Raw genomic sequence first — 24,626 nt, forward strand, 5'->3', positions numbered from 1 at the left:
CATTTATATAATTAATATTTAATTCTAAGGAGATTTTATTAACAAATTATTCATTTTTATAAAAGCACTTATATATATTATTATTTAAAATTCCTCTATTGTTATACTTACTATATGTTGGTATTATTAAAATATACTGACTTTATTTATAAACTAACAAGGACGGTGTTTTAAATTTGGAATTAAAAGTTTTTGAATTTACAAAAGGTACTTTAGAATTACTTAAGGAGATGAAAAAAGATTTAGCCTATAGTGCAAATCTGCTTGATGATTTTTTCTACTCCCTACTAGAGAACTCTTGTGAAGGATTTTTTAATATATCAACTAGAGTAAAATCAGCTTCTAGTTTAAAAGAGAAAATAATAAGACATAATTATTACATAAAATATGATTCCCCTACGGATTTATTTAGAAACCTATCTGATTTAATAGGTGTCAGAATAGAATGTAGATTTATAGAAGATGAGGAACATATATTTAAATTTATAAGAACAATATTTAATTGCACTAATAAAGATGGATTTTCTTACTCATCACAAAATCCAAATATATTTTTAGACCTTAGAGAACATCAACCCTTAAAACAAAAAAATGGTTTTGAATTATATAGAATAGATGGTTTTATTCTAAATGAAGAAGAAAAGTTTAATTTTGAACTTCAAATAAAATCTATGGTAAATAATTTTTGGGGTGAAATTGAACATAAGATAATATATAAAAACTATAATATGATTTTAGGGGATAAATTTTATAAGAATATACTTAATTCTATTAAAAACAATTTATGTTTAATCGATAATCAACTTCTAACTATATTTAACCATGTTAATTCTCATATGGATAATTCTAATGGGGTTGGATTAAAGAAGGAAGGTATTGAAATTTTACTTTCTAAAATGATATATGATATATACTCTTCTAAAGTAAAACATGATTTAGGTATATCTGTTGATTTTAGAAATGCCTGTGACATAATAATAGATTACATATTTACTAAAAATAATTGTAATACTTCTCAAGAATATTATAATACTTTTGTAAATACCTCAGTAAGATTAAACGAAGTTTTTAAGGATTCCATATCTTTTAAAAACAAATTATCTATAGGTGCTGAGCCCTTATGTTTTGACTCAGAATTTTCTAATTCAATTGGAAATAAACTAGCCCATGCTATGAATTATGATTTTCATTGGAACTTGTTCTTTAAAATATTATTTCAAATAGAACCTGGTAACAATAGAGAAGATTTTTATTCCTTTATAAGATACTTAGAGACTATTTTTTCTAATAGAGATTCCTATTTAAATCTTTATTTAACTTTTTCAGCTGAAGAGGTATCAATAATAAAAGAAGATATTTTATCTTCTTTAAATAAGGCATTCTTAGAAATTGACTCTATAAAATTTATTTATAGGGATAAACTTTCTGAAATATTTAATCATATAGACGATTATGTTAAATTCCTATGTGAAGGCATAGATTCTTATGAAAATTATGTAAGTCATAAACATCTTTACACAGAGTATCTTTATCTTACTATATTAAGTTCCTTTAATATGGATTTAGATAAGAGTTCCATATTAGAGTTTGCTAGTGAGCTTAAAAATAGCAAATGTAAACTTAGAATAAGCTATAAGGGAATAAAGCTATTAGCCTCTACCCCTGAAAATTGTAAAGTCAACATAATTGAACTTTTAGAACAAATATATATAAGGTAACATTTTTAGTTTATCAGTCTAATATATATTAAAAAAATTTAGACTGATAAACCTTTCTAAATACAAAGGAGGAATTATTATGCATTTATTTATAAATATGATATTTTTAATAAATATTGTATTTATCATTTCCATAATCTTCATTGAAAGAAGAAATCCCCAAACTACTTGGGCTTGGATTTTAATATTAACCTTTCTACCCATATTAGGATTTATAATCTACATTTTATTTGGTCAAAATATTACCCGTGAAAAAAACTTTAAAAGAAAAATTCTAGATGACAAGACAAAACAAAAATATTTAAATTCATTTAAGTCTCACTACAAATTAGATAATATTTCTTTAAAATATAAAGACTTAATAATGATGAACTTTAATAATGACAACTCAACCTACACTCAACGTAATGATATAGATTTATATTTTGATGCTAATAGTCTTTTTGAAGAAATGATTGATGAAATAAATAAAGCCGAAAAATTTATTCATATGGAATTTTATATTTTTAAAAGCGACGAAATAGGCAAAAAAATCTTACAAGCCTTAACTAAGAAAGCTAAAGAAGGTGTTGAAGTAAAATTACTAGTAGATTCTATTGGTAACTCTATACACAAAAAAGATATAGATAAATTAAAGGCAGCTGGTGGAGATTTTAAAATATTTTTTCCTGGCTTTTGCAAATATATAAACTTAAGAATTAACTATAGAAGTCATAGAAAGATACTTATTATAGATAGCAAAGTAGCTTTTTTAGGTGGATTTAATATAGGTGATGAATATCTTGGAAAAGATAAAAATATTGGTCATTGGCGTGATACTCATACTAAAATAAAGGGCCTTGCTATTAATGATCTAGAAGGAAGATTCCTTTTAGATTGGAGTTATGCTAATGAATCAGATTTAGACATAGATTTAAAAAAATATTTTATAAATCCTCATTCAACTGATTTGCCAAAGAAGATTATTGGAGCTCAAATAGTTTCCTCTGGTCCTGACCATACTGAACAACAAATAAAAAATGGATATTTTAAAATTATAAATTCAGCTAAGAAAAATCTTTTCATACAAACTCCTTATTTTGTCCCTGATGAACCTATGCTTGAAGCTTTAAGACTTGCTGCCTTATCTGGAGTTGATGTAAAAATAATGCTACCTGGTAATCCTGATCATAAATTTATGGGATGGATAGCAAACTCTTATTTTGAATCCTTATTAAATGCTGGTGCAAAGATCTACTTATATGAAAAGGGCTTTCTTCACGCTAAAACCATAGTGGCAGACTCTTCTATATGTAGTGTAGGAACAGCTAACATGGATATAAGAAGCTTTTCTTTAAACTTTGAAAGCAATATATTTATATATAATGAAGCTATTTCAAAATCTATGGAAGAGCAATTCTTTAAAGACCTAAAGGTGTGTACTAAAGTGACCCTTGAAAGTTTTGAAAAACGATCTATTATATCACGAATTGGAGAATCCATAATAAGATTAGTATCTCCTTTAATGTAGAAAAATACAGTGTATGATAATACACTGTATTTTTTATTAATAATAAATTACAAAACTTTAAATTATATTAATTAACCACTATTTCAAAATAATATTGATTTCTAGATATAAAAGGCTATCTTAATAATCTATTAGAATTTTATTATTTATAGTAATTCTAATTTTCTTTAAAATAAGCTTTAATATCATCACCTAACTCCACCATTATCATCTTATCCATGTTTTTATTTGCCTTTGGATAATCATATCTATAATGAGAACCTCTACTTTCTTTTCTAAGGTCAATTGCTTTTAATATAGCCTTGCATAACAATATATTGTTTTCTAGTCTATATGAATTTCTTAAATTCTCCATATTTACTTCTTTCTTATATACAAACCCCTTAGATATTTCCTCTAATTTTAAAAGTGAATTTTTAACACCTACTTCACTTTTTTCTATCATTGCATTTTTAAACATAATTTCTTGAACTTCTAAAATAAGCTCCTCTGCTCCTTCTATTTCATAAAGTGCAAATTCTACTTCTTCTTTTTCACTTAAACTTTTACTAGAAGCATATCTACTAGCACTTTCTCCAGCTATTTTACCAAAAACAAGACCATTTGCTGTAGATAATCCCCCTATTCTGTCTGCACCATGCATACCACCTGTACATTCTCCAGCTGCAAATAATCCATCTACCTTTGTTTCTGCTTTTTTATTTATGCTAATTCCTCCATTGGCTGCATGAAAGAATATTCCAATATTTATTTCATCATCTGGGGTAAGATATTTATTTTCCTTTAACCATTTAAAATAAACTTCAATAAACTCTGGCATATTATTCTTTAAACTATCTTTATATCTAACAGTAACTCCATTTTTATTTTTCATAAACTCTTTAAATATAGCATAGTCAATATCCTTAGAGTCTAATCTTGAAGTAAAAGGCCCATAAGTTGATCTTTTTTCAAGCTTTTCTCTTAGGTTTTCTATACCTTTAAATACATCTTCTCCATCTTCATTCTTAGCTTCTATATATTTAAAGGTTTTCTCATTAAATATAGTTTTTGGACAGGGCTTTATATATCCCGGCATCATTTGCATAAATTCTATATTTGTTAAGTTACACCCAACTTTTAAGGCTAAAGCTTGTCCCATACCTGTTATATCTGTAGTATTTAACCTATATTTAAATAAACCACCTATACCTCCTGAGGCAATTACAAGCGCTTTACATTTTATAAACTCAAGCTTATTTAAACTGTTAATAAGTATTACACCTATAATCTTATTATCTTCCTTTACTATTTCAATTACCTCTGAAAAAGGATATTCCAAAACTTCATTGCTCTTTAACTTATGGTCTAAAACTTTTTTTGCACTTTCAAATAAAATACCATTCCAATTTCTATTTTTATGATCAAAACATGGAATAAATTCTTTTTCTCCTGAATTATTAGCTTCTTTAAGCTTAACACCCATTTCTTTTAATAAATCTATACTTGGATTAATATTTTTAACAAAGGTTTCTACTAATTCCTCATCTACAACATTGCACCCAACTTCTTTAATTGTCTTAGCTAAATCCTCTTCATCGTTTCTATCCTCTGGTCCTATTAAACCTAAGCCCCATGTACCAGGATAAAAGCTTGACCCTGAAAAGATATTTGAACTACTTGAGATTATTACCTTTTGACCATTATTAGAGGCTTCAATTGCTGCCATAATTCCTGCAATTCCAGCTCCCATTACAAAAACATCACATTCTTTGTCTTTTTTTAATCTAACTCTTTCTCTCATAAATACCCCACCTAATTAAAATTTCCAATTATAAAATTAAAGCTGATTTATAGGTATATAAATATCTTAATTAAGAAGAAAATTTCTAATACAAAAACATATAAGTATATTAAATTTGTAATAAAGCTTCCTATTAAATTAAGTCTTTTCTTAAATATATACCTAAAAATCAGCATTGATTTAAAACTTTTTAAATTTTATTATCCTTCAAAACTTTCAAAAGCTTCTAAGAATTTATCTATATGTTCTTCTGTATGTTTTACACTTAAGAACATTGCTTCAAATTGTGATGGTGGTATATTAAATCCTTTGTTTAACATATGTAAGAAGTATCTCTTAAATCTTTCTCCATCACAAGTTTTTACATCATCATAACATTTAACTTCTTTTAAATCAGTAAAGAATAAAGTCATCATGCCACCTTGTCTATTAACAACAAGACCTAAACCTTTTTTCTTTGCTATTTCAAGAACTCCCTTTTCAAGTTTTGATCCTATTTTTTCAATATGATTATAGTATGATGGATTTTCATAAAGTTTTTTAACTGTTGCAAGTCCTGCACTCATTACTATTGGATTTCCTGACATTGTTCCAGCTTGGTAAACTCCACCTAGTGGTGATAAGTTTTCCATTATCTCTCTTCTTCCACCATATGCTCCACAAGGTAGTCCACCACCCATTATTTTAGCATAAGTAACTAAATCTGGCTTAACATCAAATAAAGTTTGTGCTCCTTTATATGCTACTCTAAATCCACACATAACTTCATCAAATATAAGAAGTGCTCCATATTTGTCACATAATTCTCTAAGTTTTCTCATAAACTTAGGATCACATTTAACAACACCCATATTTCCAGCAACTGGCTCTATTATTATTCCAGCAATATCATTTCCGTACTTTTCAAATAATTCTTCAACTTGCTTCTCATCATTGTATATTCCTATTAAAGTATTCTTTATACTTTCCTCTGGAACACCTAAGCATCCTGGAATTCCTTCTGTTAATACTCCTGATCCAGCTTCTATTAAGAATCCATCAAAGTGTCCATGATAGCATCCTGCAAACTTAATTATTTTATCTTTCTTTGTGTATCCTCTTGCTAACTTTACAGCACTCATAGTAGCCTCTGTACCTGAGTTTACCATTCTTATCATGTCGACATTGTCTAATGTTTCACATAAAAGCTTAGCTAAGTCTAATTCTAATTTTGTTGAAGCACCAAAGGCTATACTTTCCTCTGAAGTTTTCTTTATTGCTTCTACTACATCTTCGTCACAATGACCTAATATCATTGGTCCCCAAGCTAAAACAAAGTCAATATATTCATTTCCATTCTCGTCCTTTATCATAGCTCCTTTACCACTTTTTATTACTGGAGGATTTATTCCAACACTTCCAAAAGATCTTACAGGACTATTAACCCCACCTGGCATATATTTTTTTGATTCTTCAAATATTTCTTTATTTCTGTCCATATTCATTCTCCTAACTATAAGATTGTTAAGCAAATATTTTTTTCATTATATTATAGTCTTAAACTATTCTTGTAACCATTTAGCAGCTTCTATAGCATAATAAGTTATTATCATATCTGCCCCTGCTCTTTTCATTGATAAAAGCATTTCTAAAGCTACTTGTTTTTCATTTATAAGTCCAAGTTTAGCTGCTGCCTTAACCATAGCAAATTCACCACTTACATTATAAACACAAACTGGTACATCTACTTTATTTCTTACTTCCTTAACAATATCTAAATATGATAAGGCAGGTTTAACCATAACTATATCTGCACCCTCTTCTATGTCTTGCTCTACTTCTTTTATGGCTTCTCTTGAGTTTGCAGGATCCATTTGATAAGTTTTTCTATCTCCAAATTGTGGTGCTGAATTAGCAGCTTCTCTGAAAGGTCCATAGAAAGCTGAGCAATATTTTGCAGAATAACTCATTATTCCAACATTAACAAATCCAGCTTCATCTAAAGCATTTCTCATAGATAATATTCTTCCATCCATCATATCTGAAGGAGCTACCATATGAGCACCAGCCTTAGCGTGTGAAACTGCTATTTTATCTAAGAAACTTAAAGTTTTGTCATTATCTACATCTTTTCCTTCTATTATTCCACAATGACCATGACTAGTATATTCACACATACAAACATCAGTTATTACTAATAAGTTCTCATAATCTTCTCTTAATTTTCTAATAGCCTTTTGAACAATTCCATTATCAGAATATGCCTCTGATCCACAAGCATCTTTATGTTCTGGAAGACCAAATATGATTACACCTTTTATATTTAAAGCTACCACTTCATCAACTATTTCATTTAATCTATCTAAAGATACATGATAGTTTCCTGGTAGAGAACTTATCTCCTTTTTTATGTTGTTTCCTTCAACTACAAATATAGGAAATATAAAATCATTTGCTGTTAAAATATTTTCTCTAACAAGGTCTCTCATTTCCTTATTTATTCTAAGTCTTCTTCCTCTCTTTATCATAATCTTTCCTCCTAATTTGTTTGTAATTTGCCTATAAAATTAATTTTACCACAAATTTATTTTTTAACCTCTTGCCATATCCCCTCAATTTCACTTAAAAATCCATCTCCACAATGTGTTTTGCACATTTTTCCTTCAATTCCACTTTCATTTAAAGCTTTTAAGGTTATAGGTCCTATAGCTATGCTTACTTTCTCTTTAAGAGCTTCAAGTCCAATCATATCAATCATGTTTTTAACCGTTGAAGGACTTGTGTATAATACCATATCAACTTCCTTGAAAGCTCTTGGATTTTTAACATCTCCGCATACAGTATCATAAATATTAACTCTATGACATTTTGCTCCTAAAGAAGCTAAATTATCAAACAAATATTCTCTACTTAAAGAAGAACATGGAATTAATACTTCTTCTCCTTCTTTAATATTATCTTTTAAAACTTCAAATAAACCTTCTGCTGTAAATGAATGAGCCATTATGCTTGGCACAATACCTCTAGATATTAAAGCTTTTTTAGTTGCTTTTCCTAGTACAGCAAAATCTGCTTTTATTTTTCTTATATCAACTCTATTTTTTACTAAATAATCAAAGAATATATTAACAGCATTTACTGAAGTAAATACTATATGATCATATTTTTCTAAAGTATTAATATATTCATCTAAATTTTCTGCAGTTTCTTTTATTTTTATAGAGTTTATTTCTGTTACTTCTGCACCTAACTCTTTTAATTTCCACTTAATCTCTTTAGATTGTTCCTTAGATCTTGTTAAGCAAATATTAGCTCCAAATAGAGGTAAATTTTCATACCATGAAAGTTTTTCATTTAATGAGACAACATCTCCAACAACTATTATACAAGGTGACTCTAACTTAGCTTCTCTAACCTTTTTACATATATTTTCTAATGTTCCAATAACCTTTCTTTGCTTTGAAGTTGTTCCTCTCATTACTACTCCACAAGGAGTTTCTATATCTTTACCATTTTCTAAAAGTTTCTCAACAATTGTCTCTAAATTTGAAAGTCCCATCATAAATACTAAGGTTCCATTTTCTTTTGATAGTGCTTTCCAATTTACATTTAAAGTTCTTGCTGACATTCCTGTTACAATATGAAAACTCTGTGCTAATCCTCTATGTGTTATTGGTATTCCTGCATAATTCAAAACAGAAATAGGTGAAGTAACCCCTGGAATAACTTCAAAAGGTATGTTTTCTTCTACTAAGGCTAATACTTCTTCTCCACCTCTTCCAAAAACATATGGATCTCCGCCTTTTACTCTACCAACAACATGACCTTTTTTAGCAAGTTCAACTATACTTTCATTTATCTCTTCCTGTGTTTTATAATGGCATCCTGGCTCTTTTCCACAATAGTAAATCTCACAGTCATCATTTAAGTAATTAAGTATATTGTTTCCAACTAATCTATCATATAAGACAGCTGTGCATTTTTGTAATGCATTTATTGCTTTAAGTGTTAATAACTCTTCATCTCCAGGACCTGCCCCTATTATATATGCTTTTTTACTCATAGTTCCTCCTATACCTCTCCTAATATTTTTTCTGCAAGTTTTTTTCCTAATAATATATTATCTTCTTTATTTCCTAATATATCTTTTTTAACTATTCTATTATTTACAGTAAATGTACCTATCATATATAAGTCATTATCTTTAACCTCTGAATAAGCACCTATAAGGCTATGACATCCTCCGTTTAATACCTTCATAAAACTTCTTTCAGCCTCAACAGTAGTTCTAACTTCTTTGCTATCTAAAGCTTTAAAATAGTCATTAAATTCTCCACCTTTTAAGCACTCTATTCCTAAAGCTCCTTGACCAATAGCAGGTAAAAATACCTTTGGATCAAAATAATCACTTATTACCTCTTCCATACCAAGTCTTTTTAATCCTGCTGCCGCTAAAATTATTCCATCTAAATTTTCTTCAGTTATTTTTTTTATTCTAGTTTGAATATTTCCTCTAATTGGAACAATCTCTAAATCATCTCTAAATAACTTTAACTGCTCTGCACGTCTTATACTGCTAGTTCCGATTCTAGCTCCTTTTCTTAAGTTAGATAAAGTTGATCCATTTAAAGATACAAAGGCATCTCTTATATCTTCTCTTTCGGGCATTGCAACAAGCTCAAATTCACTAGGAAGTTCAAAAGGAACATCTTTCATACTATGAACTGCTCCATGAGCTTCTTTATTTAAAAGAGCTAATTCTATTTCCTTTACAAATAAACCCTTGCCACCTATTTTATTTAATGAAACATCTAGTCTTCTATCACCTTCTGTCATAACTAAAAGCTTCTTACTATCTACATTTTCTTTTTCCTTTAAAAGTTCCATAACTTTTTCAGTTTGCACTTGTGCTAACTTACTTTTTCTAGTCGCTATTATTAATTCCATTAATCCAAACCTCGCATTTTGATTATTTTTATATTTTCATAAAAAATTCTGTTATAATTACTTTAATCCTAAAGTTAATGAATTAGCTAATTCTTCTCCTAAAAGATTTTTTAAGTATTCATATTCTCTTTTTTCTAAAAGTGCATTTTTAAACTCTTTACTTGAAATAACCTCTATTATATTATCCTTTAACTCTTCTTTTTTAGCTTTTTCTCTAATTTTAGCTACCTTAATTGAGTATATGTCATTTTCCTTAATAATATTTGATACTTCTTCTCCTATAGCCCTAGTTATTCTAGGCGATCCTAATTTACTGCTTATACTAAAGCCTAGATTTTCATAACATCTACTGTAAGGAATAGCCACCATACCATCTTTATAATTAGCTGCATTTAAATATAGTTTATATTCTTTCTCACAATCCTTGCTTATTTTATGTACTAGAGAACTTTCATCCACAGCTATTATTATAAGATGAGCATCTTTTATAAACTCTTTATAATAGTTTCCCTTTTCAAGTTTTAAATTTTTATTTTCAATATCTAAGATTTCCTTTGAAAACTCCTTAGATAAAATATGTACATAACAACCTTTTTCTAATAATCCTTTAACCTTTATGGTGGCTGCTTTTCCTCCACCTATGACCTTAACATGAAATTTACTGCTTATAATGTTTATTGGTACTAAGTTAAAAATATCTTCTCTATTATTTCTGCACAAGAACTATCACTTCCCTTTAAGGCTTCACTTTTTAAAAGTTCTATTGCCCTATTAACATAAGCATCAGCTGTACTTTTTATCATTCTTTCTGCTAATTTAGTATTTTCTCCATTTCCCTTATTAGAAAAAGTCTTTATTCTTTCACTACAAATTTCATTTTCTCTTATTTTTATGTTTCTTATTTTACTTGAAACTTCTCTTATTTTAAGCCAGTTTAAAAATTCCTCTATGCTCTCTTCAACTATATGTTTATACTCTTCCATTCTTTCTTTTCTTATTTTTTTATTCTTATCATCAATCTTACTTATTTCATCTATATCCTTAAGGATTACTCTCTCTTTTTCTGATAATTCCTTATCGACATCTCTTGGAACAGCTAAATCATATATATGTATTATGTCACCTTCAGTTTTTATATCTTCATTTCTCACTACTGTATGAGGTGCTGCTGTACAAGAAACTATACAATCAACCTCATTTATAACATGATTTTTTTCATTAAAATCTAAAACTTCTACAATTTCACCCTCTAAATCACTTGCCTTACTCTTATCCCTTACTATTAAATAAATACACTCTACTTTATGACTTAAAAGGTGCTTAATTGCCAACTTCCCAATTTCTCCATATCCTAATACCATAAATTTTCTGCATCCTTTTAATAGGGCACTATTTATTGATATTGATACTGATGAAACTGGAACTTCAAACATTTTACACTCTGTTTTAAACTTTTTACCACAAGCAATAGCTATTTCAAACATCTTTTGTAATTCTGATGAAATACTATTATCTGAAATAGCTGTTTTATAAGCATCTTTAATTTGTCCTAGAATTTGATCTTCACCTAAAATTCTTGAATGAAAGCCACAAATAACCTCCATAAGATGGGTTACTGCTCTCTTTTCCTTTGATAAAAACATATATTTTTTCAAATCATCATTCCAATTGAACACATTAAAAATTTTATCAAAAATTTCATCCTCTGAAATCTCTTCAGTGCAATTAAAATAAATCTCTGTTCTATTACAAGTATTTAATATTACAACTTCTTTAAATGAATTTAATAATTCTCCTACGTATTTCTTATGTTTTTTAGGATATAAGGCTAATTTTTCTCTTATTGCTATATCTACATTCCTTTTAACCCCTATAACTCCTATCATGAACTGCCTCCTAAGTTTTTATATCATATGTTAAAATTTTATTAAAACACTCTATTTTATAATATCATAAAAATTATATATGCCCAATGAAATAATTGTATTAGTTATATGAAAAATACATATTTATTATAATTAATAACTTATATAAATAAAAGCACTCTATAAATAGAGTGCTTTTTATTAGACGCTGATTAAACTAATGCTTACTTTTACATAGAACCTTAAGACCATCTTAATAAGCATTTAGTATTGAATCATATGCAGAAGAATAATAACGTTAAGAAGCTTTTTTGTTTGAGTCTTAGCGAGTTTAAAAGCTTTAGCTATTATTCTGAAGCAGATCATAGCAATACTTTGCGAAATTAAGCTAGATCTTATGGTCTATCTAAAATCAATACTCATTTTAATAAAAGTCTAGACCTTTATTAAAATCCGTTTGTATAATGTATTCCGCTCCAATAAACATTGTTTTTCATTAATGCTTTTTCAGATAAAGTTACTCCTTCTAAAGCCCACTTCTTGAATTCCATAAATCCAGTTCTGTCTATTATGTATCCAATGTGCTCTTTTCCACCTGGAGCATCTTTAGCAATATATTCTGTAACATATTTATAAGTATTTAAGATTATTTTTATGATGCTATCCTCATCTACCCAAAGGATAAAATCTTCTGCTAATCTTGGATTTTTCTTTCCTGTTCTACCCATTATAGCTAATCTGTAGTATTTTTCTTTACTTCTTGTCCATGCATTTGTTGGGCAATTCATAACACATTCTCCACAACCAATACATTTGCTTCCATCTCTAACTACTTTGAAGTTTTCAAAACTTAAAGCTCCTGTAGCTTTCTTTTTACAAGCTCTAACACATGCTCCACAAGATACACATCTATTTCTTTCATATTGTGGCTCTGTCATACCTATAATACCAAAGTCATGCATTCTAGCCTTAATACAATCATTTGGACAGCCAGTTAAAGCTATTTTGAAGTGTAAATCATTTGGGAATATTGCTTTTTCTATTTTCTTAGCAAAATTTGTTGTATTGTAATTAGCAAATGGACAAACATTATTTCCTATACATGCTGAAACGTTTCTTGTTCCTGCTGCATTGTATCCATCTCCTGGATTTTCTTGATTTATTTCTAAAGCTTCTATAATAGGTTGAAGCTTTTTATTTACTTCTGGTATATCTTTCATATCTATTCCTGGTATTTCAAAACCTTGTCTAGTAGTGATATGAACTGTACCATCTCCATAAGTATCAGCTATTTCTTGAATGTTAAGTAATAACTTAGCATCTAAGTGTCCACCTGGAACTCTTATTCTTGATGCTGTATATCCTCTTCTTTTAGTTACCCTAAAAGCGTTCTTCTTAAGTTTTTTAGTATTTATATCTAAAGACATAGTCCTTTTCCTCCTAATCTATTAAAAGTTTACCCTTAGTGTAGTTGAATACTGGTCCATCTAAGCATATGTATGTGTCATCTATCTTACAGTGTCCGCATTTACCTAATCCACAACACATTTTTCTTTCTTGAGATATCCAAATATTTTCTTCTTTAATTCCTCTTTTTAAGAATTCTAAAACTGTAAACTTCATCATCATTGGAGGACCAACAACTATAACTTGAACATTATCCATATCTTTTATTTCTAATTCAGGAATGTACTTAGTTACAAGTCCTGTATTTCCTTCATAACCTTCTTCAGCAGAGTCAACAGTTATGATCATATTCATATTCTTTTCCCATTCTTTCATGTCATCTTTGAAAAGAATATCCTTTGGTCCTTTAAATCCACTTATAAGAGTAAAGCTTTCTGCATCTTGTGGATTTTGTGAGAAATAATCTACTATTCCTTTAACTGGTGAAAGTCCAGTTCCTCCAGCAACAACTATAACTTCTTTTCCTTTATAATTATTAACATCAAAGCCATTACCATAAGGTCCTCTTAAGAAAAGTTTATCTCCTTCGTATTTTTCAAATATTTCATTTGTTACTACTCCAACTCTTCTTATTGTAAGTTCCACATAGTCTTCTCCTATACCACTTACTGATATTGGAGCCTCTCCAAACTTTGGAAGAGAAACTTCAAAGAATTGTCCTGGCTTAACATCACCTTTAAATTCCATTCTAAAAGTATATTCTATGTCAGTATGTTTTTTTACGTTTAATATTTTTGATATAAAAGGAGTATATTCATTATGCATTATCTTTCACCTCTTCTACAGCATCTTTAAGTTTATTTACACATTCTGAAAAAGATATGTACTCTGGACAGATATCATCACATCTACCACATCCAACACACATATGGTATCCCCATCTCTTTTTGTAGTCATATACTTTGTGCATAACTTTAAATCTCATTCTTTGACCTTTATCTTTTCTAAAGCTATGTCCACCAGCCATATCTGTATATCCATCTACTTGACATGAAGCCCAAACTCTTCTTCTTTCACCTGCATTTTCATTATCTTTGTAGAATACATCTTGCATAGTGAAACAAGTACATGTTGGACATACAAAGTTACATCTTCCACAAGCTATACATCTTTCTGAGTATTCATTCCATACAGTTGATTTTATTATGTTTAAATCAATTCCCTCTGGAACTTCAACCTTAGTTTCATTTTCTTCTACAAACTTTGGTGAAACTTCTTCTTTATTACTTTCTACTGCTTCAAAGATTTTTGATAACTCTTCATCTTTTATATCTAATAAAACTTCATCATTATCTAATCCTATATATGCTGAATATTCATCTGTTTTATTAGTTCCCATGCTTACACAGAAACAATTATCAAAGCTATTTTCACATCCCATTACTATAAACTTAGCTTTTTCTCTTAGTTTTTTGTAGTAAGGATCTTCAAAACCATTTCTTAAGTATATATCATCAATTCTTCTTAAGGAATGCATATCACAGCTTCTTAAGAAAATTAATATATTCTTTTCCTCTACACTTGCTTCACTAAATTTATCTTCAGTAAAGAAGAATAAAGTTTGAGTTATTGGAAGTAAAACTTCTTTATATGAGAAATCTGACTTCTTTGAAAACTCAATATCATTTATAGAATCTATTTCTCCATATCTTGTCATGTCAGTATCTGAAAATCTTCCTTTACCTTCCATAACTTTAGGAGCGTATATCTTATATTCTTTTTTTAAACAGTCTATTATCTTATCAAAATTGTCTTTTGTAAGCCTTAAACCCATAATAAAACACCTCTTAAATTTAACTTTATTTTGAAATTAAATAAATTCTAATAGATTATAATAATGAAAGTTTTTTCCCTTCATTTGTTTATAATGTTTTAATAATTAAGAATTTAACAAAGTCTATTATAAGAATAAAGTTTTATTGAGTATGTGATTTTTGTTACACTGTAAAAATTCTTAAATTACAAAACAAAAAAATAAATAACCCCTTATAGCTTTTAATTTCTAAAGCTTATTTATATTAATGATTTAAAATATGCAGCAATTCTTTCTCTATCAGGTACTATTATCTTTTTATTTTCTTTTATTATTAAATTTTCATCTCTTAAAGTTTTAATAGCTCTAGATACACTTTCCCTTGGAGAACCAAACATATCTGCTAAGTAAGTTATGCTTATATCTAAATCAATAAGTGTCCCCTCTGGCAATTCTTTCCCATAATCCTTGCTTAATTTCCAAAGCTTTGCTGCTACTCTTTTTTCTAATTTTATTGGAGTTACATTTTTCATTTGCCTATATAATCTTCTTACCTTTTTACTCATTTCATTTAAAACAATCTTTGTAAGCTCAAAATCTTGGCTCATTATATTTAATAATTTATTTTTGTCTATACTCAGTATTATTGAGTTTTCAAAAGCTTCTCCATTTATTGAGGCAGGCAAATCATCAACTATTACTTCATTTAAAAAGCTTTCCTCTCCAAGTATGTAAACTATTCTCTTTTGCCCATATTCATTCATCTTATATAGGGTTACTTTTCCTTTTAAAACAATAAAAATATCCTGAACCTTATCTTTATCTCTAAAAATATGCTCTCCCTTTTTCTTTTTTAAAACTTTAGAATTTTTCTCTATATATTTTAAGGTTTCATCATTAAGTCCCGAAAAGAAACTTATACCTTTTAATTTATCACTACTTAATGCTTTCATAATCTCTCCTACTCTATAAAAATCTTATTATTCAAACACAATATAATCTAATTTAACACAAAATTTCATTAAATAATAGAACTTGTATAATTATATTTTTAACATTTAAAAGAAAAATATAAAATAGGATTTTATGAAAATATAATAAAAAAACTTACAAACTTATTCTGAGAATTAATAGAATCCTCTTCATAATCTTTGTAAGTTTTATAAAAAGCTATTTTTGAATATGAACTAGTTTTTTATTTTCTACTTTTTTATTAGATATATAATGGTAGGTTACCCCTAAAAGAACACCACCTAGTATATTTCCTAATGTAACAAAAAATAGATTATATAAACTTCCTGCTACTGTTATAGTAGCTCCCTTTGTTAATATAACTCCTATTAATAATAAGCTCATATTTGCAATGCTGTGTTCAAAACCAGATGTTACAAAGGCAAAAAGACACCAGAATATCATTATTAACTTTGATGTTTCTGTTTTTAATCTAAAGGTACACCATACAGCTAAGCATACTAATATATTACAGAATATTCCTCTTATGAATAATTGCTCTGGTGGCAAGCTTATTTTTATTTCCGCAGTTTTAATCATAAAATCACTTACACTACCTGTAGTTAATCCTGCCCCTATAAAACCTAAAGCAGCTATTATAGACCCTAAAAAATTGCCAACGTAAGCTAGTCCCCATACTTTTCCGCATTCTTTAAATGTTACCTCTTTGTTTAGAATTCCTATAGTCATTACAAAATTATTTCCTGTAAAAAGTTCTGATCCTGCAAAAACCACTAAACTCAAGGCTACACCAAAAGATGCTCCCATTATTATTTTAGTGCTTGGAGAATTAGCACTATCTAATATTCCTCCTATGGTAAATGCTAGCATTATACCAAAACTTACGTAAAGTCCAGCAAGCATAGCATATACTAAATAACGTCCCTTACTATTATTTAGCAGATTAATCTTTCCTCTGCCTGCACTAATAACATTACTAAATTCTTCCCTAAACATGTTAAAGCCTCCCCACTTAAAAGTCTTCACTTAGATTCTAAAATAAAAAAGCCTTAATCACTATAATAAAAGAAGAAAAAATTTATTTTTAACTTTTTATCCATAATTAATTAATAATAAATCAATATTTTTTAGTATAAAAAATATGATGTATCAAAACTAAGACTTGTAACTTAGTTCTTTTGATAAATCATACTCTTCTTAACTCTATTTTCTTTTATTGTTTTCTCTCATAAAGTCTGTTAAATCTTGAAATAATCTATTCTTTTTCCCCTTTAAAAACTTATTTAAAGATGGAGCTAAAATTATAGGGAATATACTTCCTGTTATTATATCTTTCATAGTATCAAATAAACTTATTTGAGCAGTTAATCCAAAGGTTTGATCAGTAAAGAACTCCCACATTTCCCATACTGCTGTGCAAGCAATTCCAAATATCATAGAAAAAATAGCTATAACTAAAGAATTTACATTGTCAGTTTTGTAATTATTAAGATATAAAAATAACATATAACCAAGTATAAAGGTTAATATTCCTGATACAGTATGTAAAAAAGTGTCCCAGTGTGGTATTGCATAAAAATTATTTACCTTAGCTAAAAACATTGAAATAAATATAAAGCCTACAATTATAAAATTTAAAAATGGAGATAATTTTATTTTTGCAACCTTACATATAAGTCTAGGTAAAATTAAGGTTATAAAGGTTAAACCTGTTGAATATAATAAAATCAAATCTTTATTTATTATTCCATAGATTAAATATGCTACAAGTAAAATATAAAAAATAATTTCAAAATAAATATCATAGGTTAATTTCTTTTTCATAATTTTCCTCCTTAATACTTTTGCTACTTATTAATTGTAACTTCTGATTTCTTGTAAGTTTCTTTATATAATACTCTCTACTTTGAGCTTCTCTTTTATTCTCAAAAGATTCAAAATAAACAAGTTTTACTGGCCCTCTTCCTCTAGTATATTTAGCTCCACATCCATTATTATGTGCTTTTATTCTTTTTTCTAAATTATTAGTCCATCCAGTATATAAAGATTCATCTTTACATTTTAAAATATAAACATAATTCAAAGTAATCACCACTTTTAATATTAAATCATCCTATTATTTTTATCAACTGACCCTATAACATTATTTAACAAATTTTATTTTTAAAATTTATTAGGATATAATATTAATAAAAGCGAATTTATTTAAAATTACAGTAATTAATAGCTTATTAATATAAAAATCTTTTTAAGAATTAATTTTATTAAATAAATTCAACTAAATTTTATATAAATAATACTATTTAGAATTTAGTTTAATCCTATTATATAAAGGAGTTTTTTAAGTGAGAAAAGAATATGTTAATTTCCCTTCAGACATACCTGTAACCATATCTTATGTAAACATAAAAAACTACCCCTTGCATTGGCATGATGCAATAGAAATACTTTATGTTCTTAAGGGCAGCATAAAAGTAGATATAGATACTGACAGTTATGAAATACAAGAAGATGAAATTGAAATAGTAAACACAGAACAAACTCATAGAATTTATTCTAATAAGGATAACAGAGTTTTAATATTTAAAATAGATCCACACTTTTTTGAAAAATACTATAGCGATATAGAAAATATGTTTTTCTATACTAACACCTCTGATGAAGGTGCTCAAAGTGATGAATCTTACGATAAACTTAGAGTATTTTTATCCATTATATTATGTGAAGAAGCTCAAAAAGTAGATGATTATGATAAATATATAGAAAAATCCCTAGTAGAGCTTTTATTCCACCTTTTAAATAATTTCCACTATCTTTTATATGATAATGATGAAATTCATGAGAATAATATGCTCCTAGAAAGGTACCATAGAATTTCTAAGTATATATATAATAACTACAATAAGAATATAACCTTAAAGGATATTGCTAATACTGAGTTTCTTAGTACTCACTATCTTTCCCATGAAATAAAATATGCAACAGGACTAAGCTTTACAGACCTTCTAAACTTAACTAGAGTTGAAGAATCAGTAAAACTTCTTTTAGATACTGATAAGTCCTTATCTGAAATATCCTATGAAATAGGCTTTTCTCATACTCGTTATTTTAATAAACATTTTAAGGCCTATTATAATTGCACTCCTCTTCAATTTAGAAAAAAACATAAAATAAGTGAAGAGGAATATAATAAACAAAAAGAAATAACATACTATCCCTTAGGTGATAGTCTTGAGGAACTTTCTTATTACTTAGATGATTATCCAAGATTTAATTATGAAGATAAGATTCATAAGCTTACTTTTAATATGAATACTGAAGGCACTGAATTTAATAAATACTTTAAAGAAGTTCTTAATGTAGGAGATGCCTTTGACTTATTATTAGAAGATAACCAAGATATTGTTGAAGATCTTCAAGATCATATAGGGTATAACTATATAAGACTTCTACATGTATTTTCATCAGATATGGGCATATTCCCTGGTTCAAAATTCTTTAACTGGACTAGAACCTTTGATATTTTTGAATATATATCTTCATTAGATTTAATCCCTTTAATAGTCCTAGATGATTCTGGATATTCTAAGGATAATTTCTTAGATGTTATAAAATCCTTCATAGACTTTTTTAGCGAGGTAGAAAGTTTTGAATTAACAGATTTAAAATTCCAATTTACCTCTACATTTAATGAGGATCTAAAGAATTCTTTAATTGAATTGTTTGAATCTAAGGATTTAAATTTAGTAAATGAACTTTATACTCCAAACAATAAAATAGATTTAATATATGACACAGCTTATATGCTTCCATTTATAATTCATAATACTGTAAGCTCAGGAAGCAAATTAAACTTTATAAAAGCCTTTGATGCCTTAGATAGACAAATTGACATTACAAATGAAGTTTTCTTTGGCTATCCAGCAATGGTAAATGATAAAGGAATTAAAAAACCCTCTTATTATGCTTACTATTTTTTAAGCAAACTAGGAGACACACTTCTTTATAAGGGAGATGGATATATACTAACTAAGTCAGAGGATGAATATCAACTTCTTGTATATACCTATAATGATGAAATTGATTCCCTTATAGATTTTAAAAACTTTACTAAGTTAAGAGGGGTTAAAGACTTGGTAGATAAAAAACTTTCCTTAAACTTACTTGATTTAGATAGCGATGTTAGAATAACTAAATACACCATAGGGGAGAACTTTGGCTCTTCATTTAATTACTGGCTTTCCATGGGAAAACCTAAAAGATTAAGAAAAGCAGAAAAGGATATATTATTCCAAGCTTCCTATCCTAAAATAGAATTTAAGTACGCCAAAAAAAATACTATTTTAAATATACAAACAACTCTTCAAGGATATTGTGCAGAACTATTTATACTAAAAAAAGTTTAATATTGTATAATAACCATGAAAAAAGAGTACTTTTTTGCCTTTTTCAAATATTTTCCTTAAAAACTTTCCTTACATTTGTACATTTTTTTTAACATACATGCAAATTATTTTATTAAGGAAATAGGTATATAATATAAATATAGAAGAAAAGAGAAGATATGAAAGAAGGTATTTTTTATGGCAAGGCTAAAAAAGTTTTTTAGACCGATTAATTTAAATTGTTTTAATTGCAAATTAAGTTTTTTACAACAAACAATGGACTTATTTTATAGAGATTAAATATATATGAAAAGAGCTAGAATGTTAAATTCTAGCTCTTCTTTCATTTTAAAATAAAATTAAGTAGTTACATCAAAATTAGTAATACACTTTACAAACATATTCCGAGAATTACTAGATATTCTCTTCATAGTGTTTGTAAAGCGTATAAAAAGTTAATTTAATATAATTCCTTAATTCTATATTAATATAAATTATCCACTTCTTTTATAGCAAAACTTAAATATTTTAAAGCTTCATTAGTATCATCTAAATAGTGATAAAGATCAGCCATTTCTAAATATCTTTCTCTTTTCTCTTCATATGTACCAAATTTAAGTAAAAGATCTGTTGCTAAATTCATATACATTTCCCATTGCATATCATTTCTCTCGTTTTTACTTAATTCTGCTTTAAAATAATAACTTCTCTCTATAAAGAACATATTATTTTTATTTATTGCTAATTCTAGTGATAATTCACAATATTCCTTAACACTTTCTATACATCCATTAGCATTGTAAACATTTATTATAAATAATAAAAGTTCTATATACCCTATTTTATCTTCCTTATTAACCTGTTCTATAGATTCTTCAGTAAGCTTTTGGGCTTCTTCATATTTTCCGCATTTTAAGAAAGCATCAATAATAAGACTATTTATTCTTTTCCAGTTGTAAGAATTACAATCTATCTTTTCTTTATAATAAGTATAATTTCTTTCAAACTCTTCACTATTTCCTTCTAGAAGTGCTAAAATAGCTAAAATTCCTTGGGCTTCCCCTAAGCACTTACTATTAAGATCAATTCCATGAATAGAGAAAATATCTTTTATTATTTCTCTACTTTTCTCTATATTACCAACTCTGTAATTACATATTGCTAAAGCTGTAGCATTTTTTATATAAAGCTCATTATTTTTTTCTATTCCATCTTTTAATAGGAAATCTAAAAGCATGTTATAATATGTTATTGCATCTGCAAAATTCTTTCTTACTGTAAAGTATAAAGCTAAATCCTCATAATATAATCTTTTGCTCTCTTTATTGCTTTCGTATATGTTTGAATACTCGTTTAATAAATCTTTTGCTTTTTTAAATTCCCTAATATTAGTATAATTTATAAATAAAATATGCATAAGTTTTGCAGAAATATCTTCATATTCTTTGCTTAAAGAATATTCTAAGTACTCTTTTATCTCATCAGCTTCACTTTCAGTTAAGACTTTCTTTTGAATATACTTATCAATAGAATTATTTAGTTGTGTTATATCATCACATAAAAGATACTCTAAATCTAAATCTAATCTTTTAGCAACTAACTCTAGCACCCATTTATCTGCTTTTACTTTTCCATTCTCTATACAGCTCATTCTAGATATAGATATATCATCTTCACAAAGTTGCTTTAATGTTAAACCTTTATATATTCTAGCTCTTTTTATTTTCTCCCCAGTAGATAAAAAATCCATCACTCTCACCTATACCTTAACTTTTAATTACACCTAAATTTTTCAGGTTATTTATACCCTTGTCTAAGTATTTAGCCGCTTCATAATCTCTCTTAAGCTCTAAGTAGAATTTACCTAGTCTTATGGAGATATCTGCTTCTTTCTTTTTCATATCATTTCTCTTAGCAATTTCAAGTGTATCTAATAAAATATTTTCTGCTTCTTTTATATTGTTTTGTAAGACTTCTATTCTAAAAGTCAGAATCTTATATTCTATTAATCTATTAACATCACTTACATTTAATTTATTTTTTATTTCATTAAGAATTTCTATGCATTTATTCATATTTTTTGTCTTAATATGATTTTCACATAAATTAAATAAAGTATCTAAAAGTTTAGAATCAGTGTTTTCTTCTCTTATTTTTATAGCTCTATTATAATGTTCAAAGGACTCTTCTATATTGTCAAATTCAAAGAATAATTTTCCTAAAGAATCTTCTATTGAACTTATTTTATCTAATTGTTCTAATTCTTTATAAACGTTAAGACTTTGCTTTGAGTATGCTATTGCACTTTCTAAATCACCAACTTTAGCATGCTCTTCTGCTAGTAATTCCAAACTCTTAGCATAAGCTTTCTTGTTGTAAACTTTTTCAAATTCGCTTTTTGCTAAAAATGCAAAATTGATTGCCTTTTGTATATTTTCAATAAAGAAGTATGTTTTTGATATTAAATAATATATTTCTCCTAGAAGTAAATCTTCAGTTAATTTATTATTTATGTATATCTTTTCAGCTTCTTTTAAGTATGAATTAGCTGAATAATATGCTTTTGAATGTAAGCTTATTTTTGCTATATTCAAGTATGTTTTTACCATATCTATATTACTGTTTATTTGTAAAAACAACATATTTGCAGATAAGAAATATTGTTGAGCTAAAACGTATTCTTCGCTTTTTAAATACATCTCAGCCTTTAATGCTAAGTTTTTAGCTTTTCTATATATTAGGTCATACTTATCAGCATAATATATTGCATATTCTATAAATTTCTCACCCTTTTTTATATCATCATTTAAAATAGCACTTTCTGCTATTTGCTCGTAATATAAACATATCTTTTCAGCTTGTGTTTTTTCCGTTTCCATTAAATATTCAACGGAAGTATTTAGCGTGATTGCAATATACTCTAAAAGATCCATTGAAGGATTTGATCTCCCTGACTCTACTAAACTGATTTGTCCTGGTGTTATTCTCTCCCCCGCTAATTCCTTAAGAGTCATATTTAATTCTTTTCTTCTTCTTTTTATTTTTTCTCCCAATGATAATATTTCCATAGCTTAAATCATCCTCTTACTGTTATTATTTTAACATCCATAACCAATTAAATTATATCATAAATTTAGGTTTTAATGTCAATTATTCAGTATTTTTGTAAAAAAATCTATATGTTTGTGCATTTTTTAACATTTTTTAATCATATACTTTAATTTTAATAACTTATATCTTTAATTTTTTAATATATATACTTATTCTTTAAAAATATTATATATTATAATTGAAAATTTCTCTACATAATAAAAAAATTTCTATATATATACAAAAAAAGCAGCCTTAAGCTGCTTTTTATAAGTTATTCCATCCATCCCATACTTTCGCCCGCTGCATCAATCATTCTTCTTGAAGCCTTTTTAAGAGCTCTTTGAGTTTTTCTGTCTAAATTTGGAGTTACCATCATACCAACAGCTGCTCCAATAGCACCTATGGCTAAAGTAGTCATTAATTTTTTTGCCATAATAATCACCTCTTTTAATAATGATTTCATATTTAGTTTGTCTAATTAAAACATTTTTATTAGAGGTAATTCATAGCATTAAAGACTTTCTAATGCTTTTTTGGCAAGTATATCTGCCCTATCATTAAATTTATTTCCGCTGTGTCCTTTTATTTTTTTAAATCTAACCTTTATTAGTTTAAATTTTTCTTGCATAAACTCATTATAATTTTGAGTTATTCTATTATTTCTTTTCCAAGTTCCTAAAGCCCAGCTCTCAATTCCTTGATAATCATAACAAAGAACTATATCCTTATATCCATTTTCTATGGCATATTCAATTGCCTTCATAGCCCCTTCAACTTCTCCTGATACGTTTCTTAGAGCTATTGCTTCTTTATCATATCCAACACCATTATCTTCATATAATATTTCATCATTTTTTACTACTAAGAAGCCATAAGAATAATTTTCTTTAGAAACCATAAAGCTACCATCTACGTAAATATAAATTAAATCATCCTTAACCTCTTCATTTCCTTTAACTTCCTCAAAGCTTCCTCCATTTTCATGAATAGAAATAAACTTTTCTGCCTCTTCCTTTGAAGTGAAACTTTTGTACTTAGCACCTTTACATCCTATTACTTCTTTTTGGCATTCTGGCCAAGTCTCAACAATCTTAGGAATTCCTGATTTTCCTTTTGCTATAGCATAATATTTTTTAGCCATTATTTTACTCCTT

21 protein-coding genes are annotated in these 24,626 nt (G+C 27.4%); 3 read left to right on the forward strand and 18 right to left on the reverse strand.

Annotation, left to right across the window (positions count from 1 at the left end):
* The first annotated feature begins 176 nt into the window (after positions 1 to 176).
* Positions 177 to 1,718: a RelA/SpoT family protein gene (locus tag GOM42_RS08270; protein ID WP_003463725.1), complete on the forward strand. Its 1,542-nt coding sequence runs from the start codon at positions 177 to 179 to the stop codon at positions 1,716 to 1,718.
* A 79-nt stretch (positions 1,719 to 1,797) separates the two neighbouring features.
* Positions 1,798 to 3,228 carry a cardiolipin synthase gene (gene cls, locus GOM42_RS08275; RefSeq protein WP_252597644.1) on the forward strand — a complete coding sequence of 477 codons (1,431 nt, stop codon included), beginning with the start codon at positions 1,798 to 1,800 and terminating at the stop codon, positions 3,226 to 3,228.
* 157 nt (positions 3,229 to 3,385) lie between these two features.
* On the opposite strand, the gene GOM42_RS08280 is transcribed toward cls, so the two are convergent.
* The 14 genes from GOM42_RS08280 to GOM42_RS08345 form a co-directional block, all read right to left on the reverse strand.
* Complete coding sequence (locus GOM42_RS08280; protein WP_110034712.1) at positions 3,386 to 5,011, reverse strand: FAD-binding protein; 1,626 nt, start codon at positions 5,009 to 5,011, stop codon at positions 3,386 to 3,388.
* 200 nt (positions 5,012 to 5,211) lie between these two features.
* Positions 5,212 to 6,495 carry a glutamate-1-semialdehyde 2,1-aminomutase gene (gene hemL, locus GOM42_RS08285; RefSeq protein WP_172456401.1) on the reverse strand — a complete coding sequence of 428 codons (1,284 nt, stop codon included), beginning with the start codon at positions 6,493 to 6,495 and terminating at the stop codon, positions 5,212 to 5,214.
* A gap of 57 nt (positions 6,496 to 6,552) precedes the next feature.
* The gene (hemB, locus tag GOM42_RS08290; protein ID WP_003457183.1) at positions 6,553 to 7,518 is read right to left on the reverse strand and encodes a porphobilinogen synthase; all 966 of its coding nucleotides are present in this window, start codon (positions 7,516 to 7,518) and stop codon (positions 6,553 to 6,555) included.
* A 56-nt stretch (positions 7,519 to 7,574) separates the two neighbouring features.
* On the reverse strand, positions 7,575 to 9,053 hold the full coding sequence (gene cobA, locus GOM42_RS08295; protein WP_049039776.1) for a uroporphyrinogen-III C-methyltransferase: 1,479 nt from the start codon (positions 9,051 to 9,053) through the stop codon (positions 7,575 to 7,577).
* Positions 9,054 to 9,061: 8 nt separating this feature from the next.
* A complete protein-coding gene (hemC, locus tag GOM42_RS08300; protein WP_003469084.1) occupies positions 9,062 to 9,937 on the reverse strand; it encodes a hydroxymethylbilane synthase in 876 nt (291 codons plus the stop codon).
* 57 nt (positions 9,938 to 9,994) lie between these two features.
* A complete protein-coding gene (locus tag GOM42_RS08305) occupies positions 9,995 to 10,657 on the reverse strand; it encodes an NAD(P)-dependent oxidoreductase (protein ID WP_110077158.1) in 663 nt (220 codons plus the stop codon).
* Entirely contained in the window at positions 10,621 to 11,823 is a 1,203-nt protein-coding gene (gene hemA, locus GOM42_RS08310; RefSeq protein WP_003469081.1) for a glutamyl-tRNA reductase, read from the reverse strand. Before hemA ends, GOM42_RS08305 begins: the two co-directional genes overlap by 37 nt.
* 425 nt (positions 11,824 to 12,248) lie before the next feature.
* A complete protein-coding gene (gene asrC / locus GOM42_RS08315; RefSeq protein WP_003454647.1) occupies positions 12,249 to 13,229 on the reverse strand; it encodes a sulfite reductase subunit C in 981 nt (326 codons plus the stop codon).
* A 13-nt stretch (positions 13,230 to 13,242) separates the two neighbouring features.
* Positions 13,243 to 14,034, reverse strand: a complete 792-nt coding sequence (asrB, locus tag GOM42_RS08320) for an anaerobic sulfite reductase subunit AsrB (RefSeq protein WP_003478043.1) — start codon at positions 14,032 to 14,034, stop codon at positions 13,243 to 13,245.
* Positions 14,027 to 15,043, reverse strand: coding sequence for an anaerobic sulfite reductase subunit AsrA (gene asrA / locus GOM42_RS08325; RefSeq protein ID WP_003457155.1), 1,017 nt, complete (start codon positions 15,041 to 15,043; stop codon positions 14,027 to 14,029). The genes asrB and asrA overlap by 8 nt, the downstream gene beginning before the upstream one ends.
* A gap of 239 nt (positions 15,044 to 15,282) precedes the next feature.
* On the reverse strand, positions 15,283 to 15,975 hold the full coding sequence (locus tag GOM42_RS08330) for a Crp/Fnr family transcriptional regulator (protein WP_110077160.1): 693 nt from the start codon (positions 15,973 to 15,975) through the stop codon (positions 15,283 to 15,285).
* Between the two features lie 217 nt (positions 15,976 to 16,192).
* Complete coding sequence (locus tag GOM42_RS08335) at positions 16,193 to 16,990, reverse strand: formate/nitrite transporter family protein (RefSeq protein ID WP_110077161.1); 798 nt, start codon at positions 16,988 to 16,990, stop codon at positions 16,193 to 16,195.
* Positions 16,991 to 17,197: 207 nt separating this feature from the next.
* Complete coding sequence (locus tag GOM42_RS08340) at positions 17,198 to 17,818, reverse strand: hypothetical protein (RefSeq protein ID WP_003454668.1); 621 nt, start codon at positions 17,816 to 17,818, stop codon at positions 17,198 to 17,200.
* A complete protein-coding gene (locus GOM42_RS08345) occupies positions 17,796 to 18,077 on the reverse strand; it encodes a GIY-YIG nuclease family protein (protein WP_003454658.1) in 282 nt (93 codons plus the stop codon). The genes GOM42_RS08340 and GOM42_RS08345 overlap by 23 nt, the downstream gene beginning before the upstream one ends.
* Before the next feature lie 262 nt (positions 18,078 to 18,339).
* Between GOM42_RS08345 and GOM42_RS08350 the strand changes: the two genes are divergently transcribed.
* Positions 18,340 to 20,400, forward strand: a complete 2,061-nt coding sequence (locus tag GOM42_RS08350) for a helix-turn-helix domain-containing protein (protein WP_110077162.1) — start codon at positions 18,340 to 18,342, stop codon at positions 20,398 to 20,400.
* Between the two features lie 463 nt (positions 20,401 to 20,863).
* On the opposite strand, the gene GOM42_RS08355 is transcribed toward GOM42_RS08350, so the two are convergent.
* From GOM42_RS08355 to GOM42_RS08370, 4 genes are all read right to left on the reverse strand, one after another.
* Positions 20,864 to 22,129, reverse strand: coding sequence for a helix-turn-helix transcriptional regulator (locus GOM42_RS08355; RefSeq protein WP_003457274.1), 1,266 nt, complete (start codon positions 22,127 to 22,129; stop codon positions 20,864 to 20,866).
* Between the two features lie 16 nt (positions 22,130 to 22,145).
* Positions 22,146 to 23,447 carry a helix-turn-helix transcriptional regulator gene (locus GOM42_RS08360; RefSeq protein ID WP_003457164.1) on the reverse strand — a complete coding sequence of 434 codons (1,302 nt, stop codon included), beginning with the start codon at positions 23,445 to 23,447 and terminating at the stop codon, positions 22,146 to 22,148.
* A gap of 296 nt (positions 23,448 to 23,743) precedes the next feature.
* Positions 23,744 to 23,905: a YtxH domain-containing protein gene (locus tag GOM42_RS08365; RefSeq protein ID WP_003457284.1), complete on the reverse strand. Its 162-nt coding sequence runs from the start codon at positions 23,903 to 23,905 to the stop codon at positions 23,744 to 23,746.
* A gap of 78 nt (positions 23,906 to 23,983) precedes the next feature.
* Positions 23,984 to 24,613 carry a ribonuclease H family protein gene (locus GOM42_RS08370; RefSeq protein ID WP_057257599.1) on the reverse strand — a complete coding sequence of 210 codons (630 nt, stop codon included), beginning with the start codon at positions 24,611 to 24,613 and terminating at the stop codon, positions 23,984 to 23,986.
* Positions 24,614 to 24,626: the final 13 nt, after the last annotated feature.

This window comes from Clostridium sp. 16K-1-R1 (genome assembly GCF_023921145.1).
GTDB lineage: Bacteria > Bacillota > Clostridia > Clostridiales > Clostridiaceae > Sarcina > Sarcina perfringens.

What these genes read in the sequence shown, in the direction of transcription:
- cls (WP_252597644.1), top strand. Translation starts at nt 1,798, where the DNA reads ATGCATTTATTTATAAATATGATATTTTTAATAAATATTGTATTTATC.
- GOM42_RS08280 (WP_110034712.1), bottom strand. Translation starts at nt 5,011, where the DNA reads ATGAGAGAAAGAGTTAGATTAAAAAAAGACAAAGAATGTGATGTTTTT.
- hemL (WP_172456401.1), bottom strand. Translation starts at nt 6,495, where the DNA reads ATGAATATGGACAGAAATAAAGAAATATTTGAAGAATCAAAAAAATAT.
- hemB (WP_003457183.1), bottom strand. Translation starts at nt 7,518, where the DNA reads ATGATAAAGAGAGGAAGAAGACTTAGAATAAATAAGGAAATGAGAGAC.
- cobA (WP_049039776.1), bottom strand. Translation starts at nt 9,053, where the DNA reads ATGAGTAAAAAAGCATATATAATAGGGGCAGGTCCTGGAGATGAAGAG.
- hemC (WP_003469084.1), bottom strand. Translation starts at nt 9,937, where the DNA reads ATGGAATTAATAATAGCGACTAGAAAAAGTAAGTTAGCACAAGTGCAA.
- hemA (WP_003469081.1), bottom strand. Translation starts at nt 11,823, where the DNA reads ATGATAGGAGTTATAGGGGTTAAAAGGAATGTAGATATAGCAATAAGA.
- asrC (WP_003454647.1), bottom strand. Translation starts at nt 13,229, where the DNA reads ATGTCTTTAGATATAAATACTAAAAAACTTAAGAAGAACGCTTTTAGG.
- asrB (WP_003478043.1), bottom strand. Translation starts at nt 14,034, where the DNA reads ATGCATAATGAATATACTCCTTTTATATCAAAAATATTAAACGTAAAA.
- asrA (WP_003457155.1), bottom strand. Translation starts at nt 15,043, where the DNA reads ATGGGTTTAAGGCTTACAAAAGACAATTTTGATAAGATAATAGACTGT.
- GOM42_RS08330 (WP_110077160.1), bottom strand. Translation starts at nt 15,975, where the DNA reads ATGAAAGCATTAAGTAGTGATAAATTAAAAGGTATAAGTTTCTTTTCG.
- GOM42_RS08335 (WP_110077161.1), bottom strand. Translation starts at nt 16,990, where the DNA reads ATGTTTAGGGAAGAATTTAGTAATGTTATTAGTGCAGGCAGAGGAAAG.
- GOM42_RS08340 (WP_003454668.1), bottom strand. Translation starts at nt 17,818, where the DNA reads ATGAAAAAGAAATTAACCTATGATATTTATTTTGAAATTATTTTTTAT.
- GOM42_RS08355 (WP_003457274.1), bottom strand. Translation starts at nt 22,129, where the DNA reads ATGGATTTTTTATCTACTGGGGAGAAAATAAAAAGAGCTAGAATATAT.
- GOM42_RS08360 (WP_003457164.1), bottom strand. Translation starts at nt 23,447, where the DNA reads ATGGAAATATTATCATTGGGAGAAAAAATAAAAAGAAGAAGAAAAGAA.
- GOM42_RS08365 (WP_003457284.1), bottom strand. Translation starts at nt 23,905, where the DNA reads ATGGCAAAAAAATTAATGACTACTTTAGCCATAGGTGCTATTGGAGCA.
- GOM42_RS08370 (WP_057257599.1), bottom strand. Translation starts at nt 24,613, where the DNA reads ATGGCTAAAAAATATTATGCTATAGCAAAAGGAAAATCAGGAATTCCT.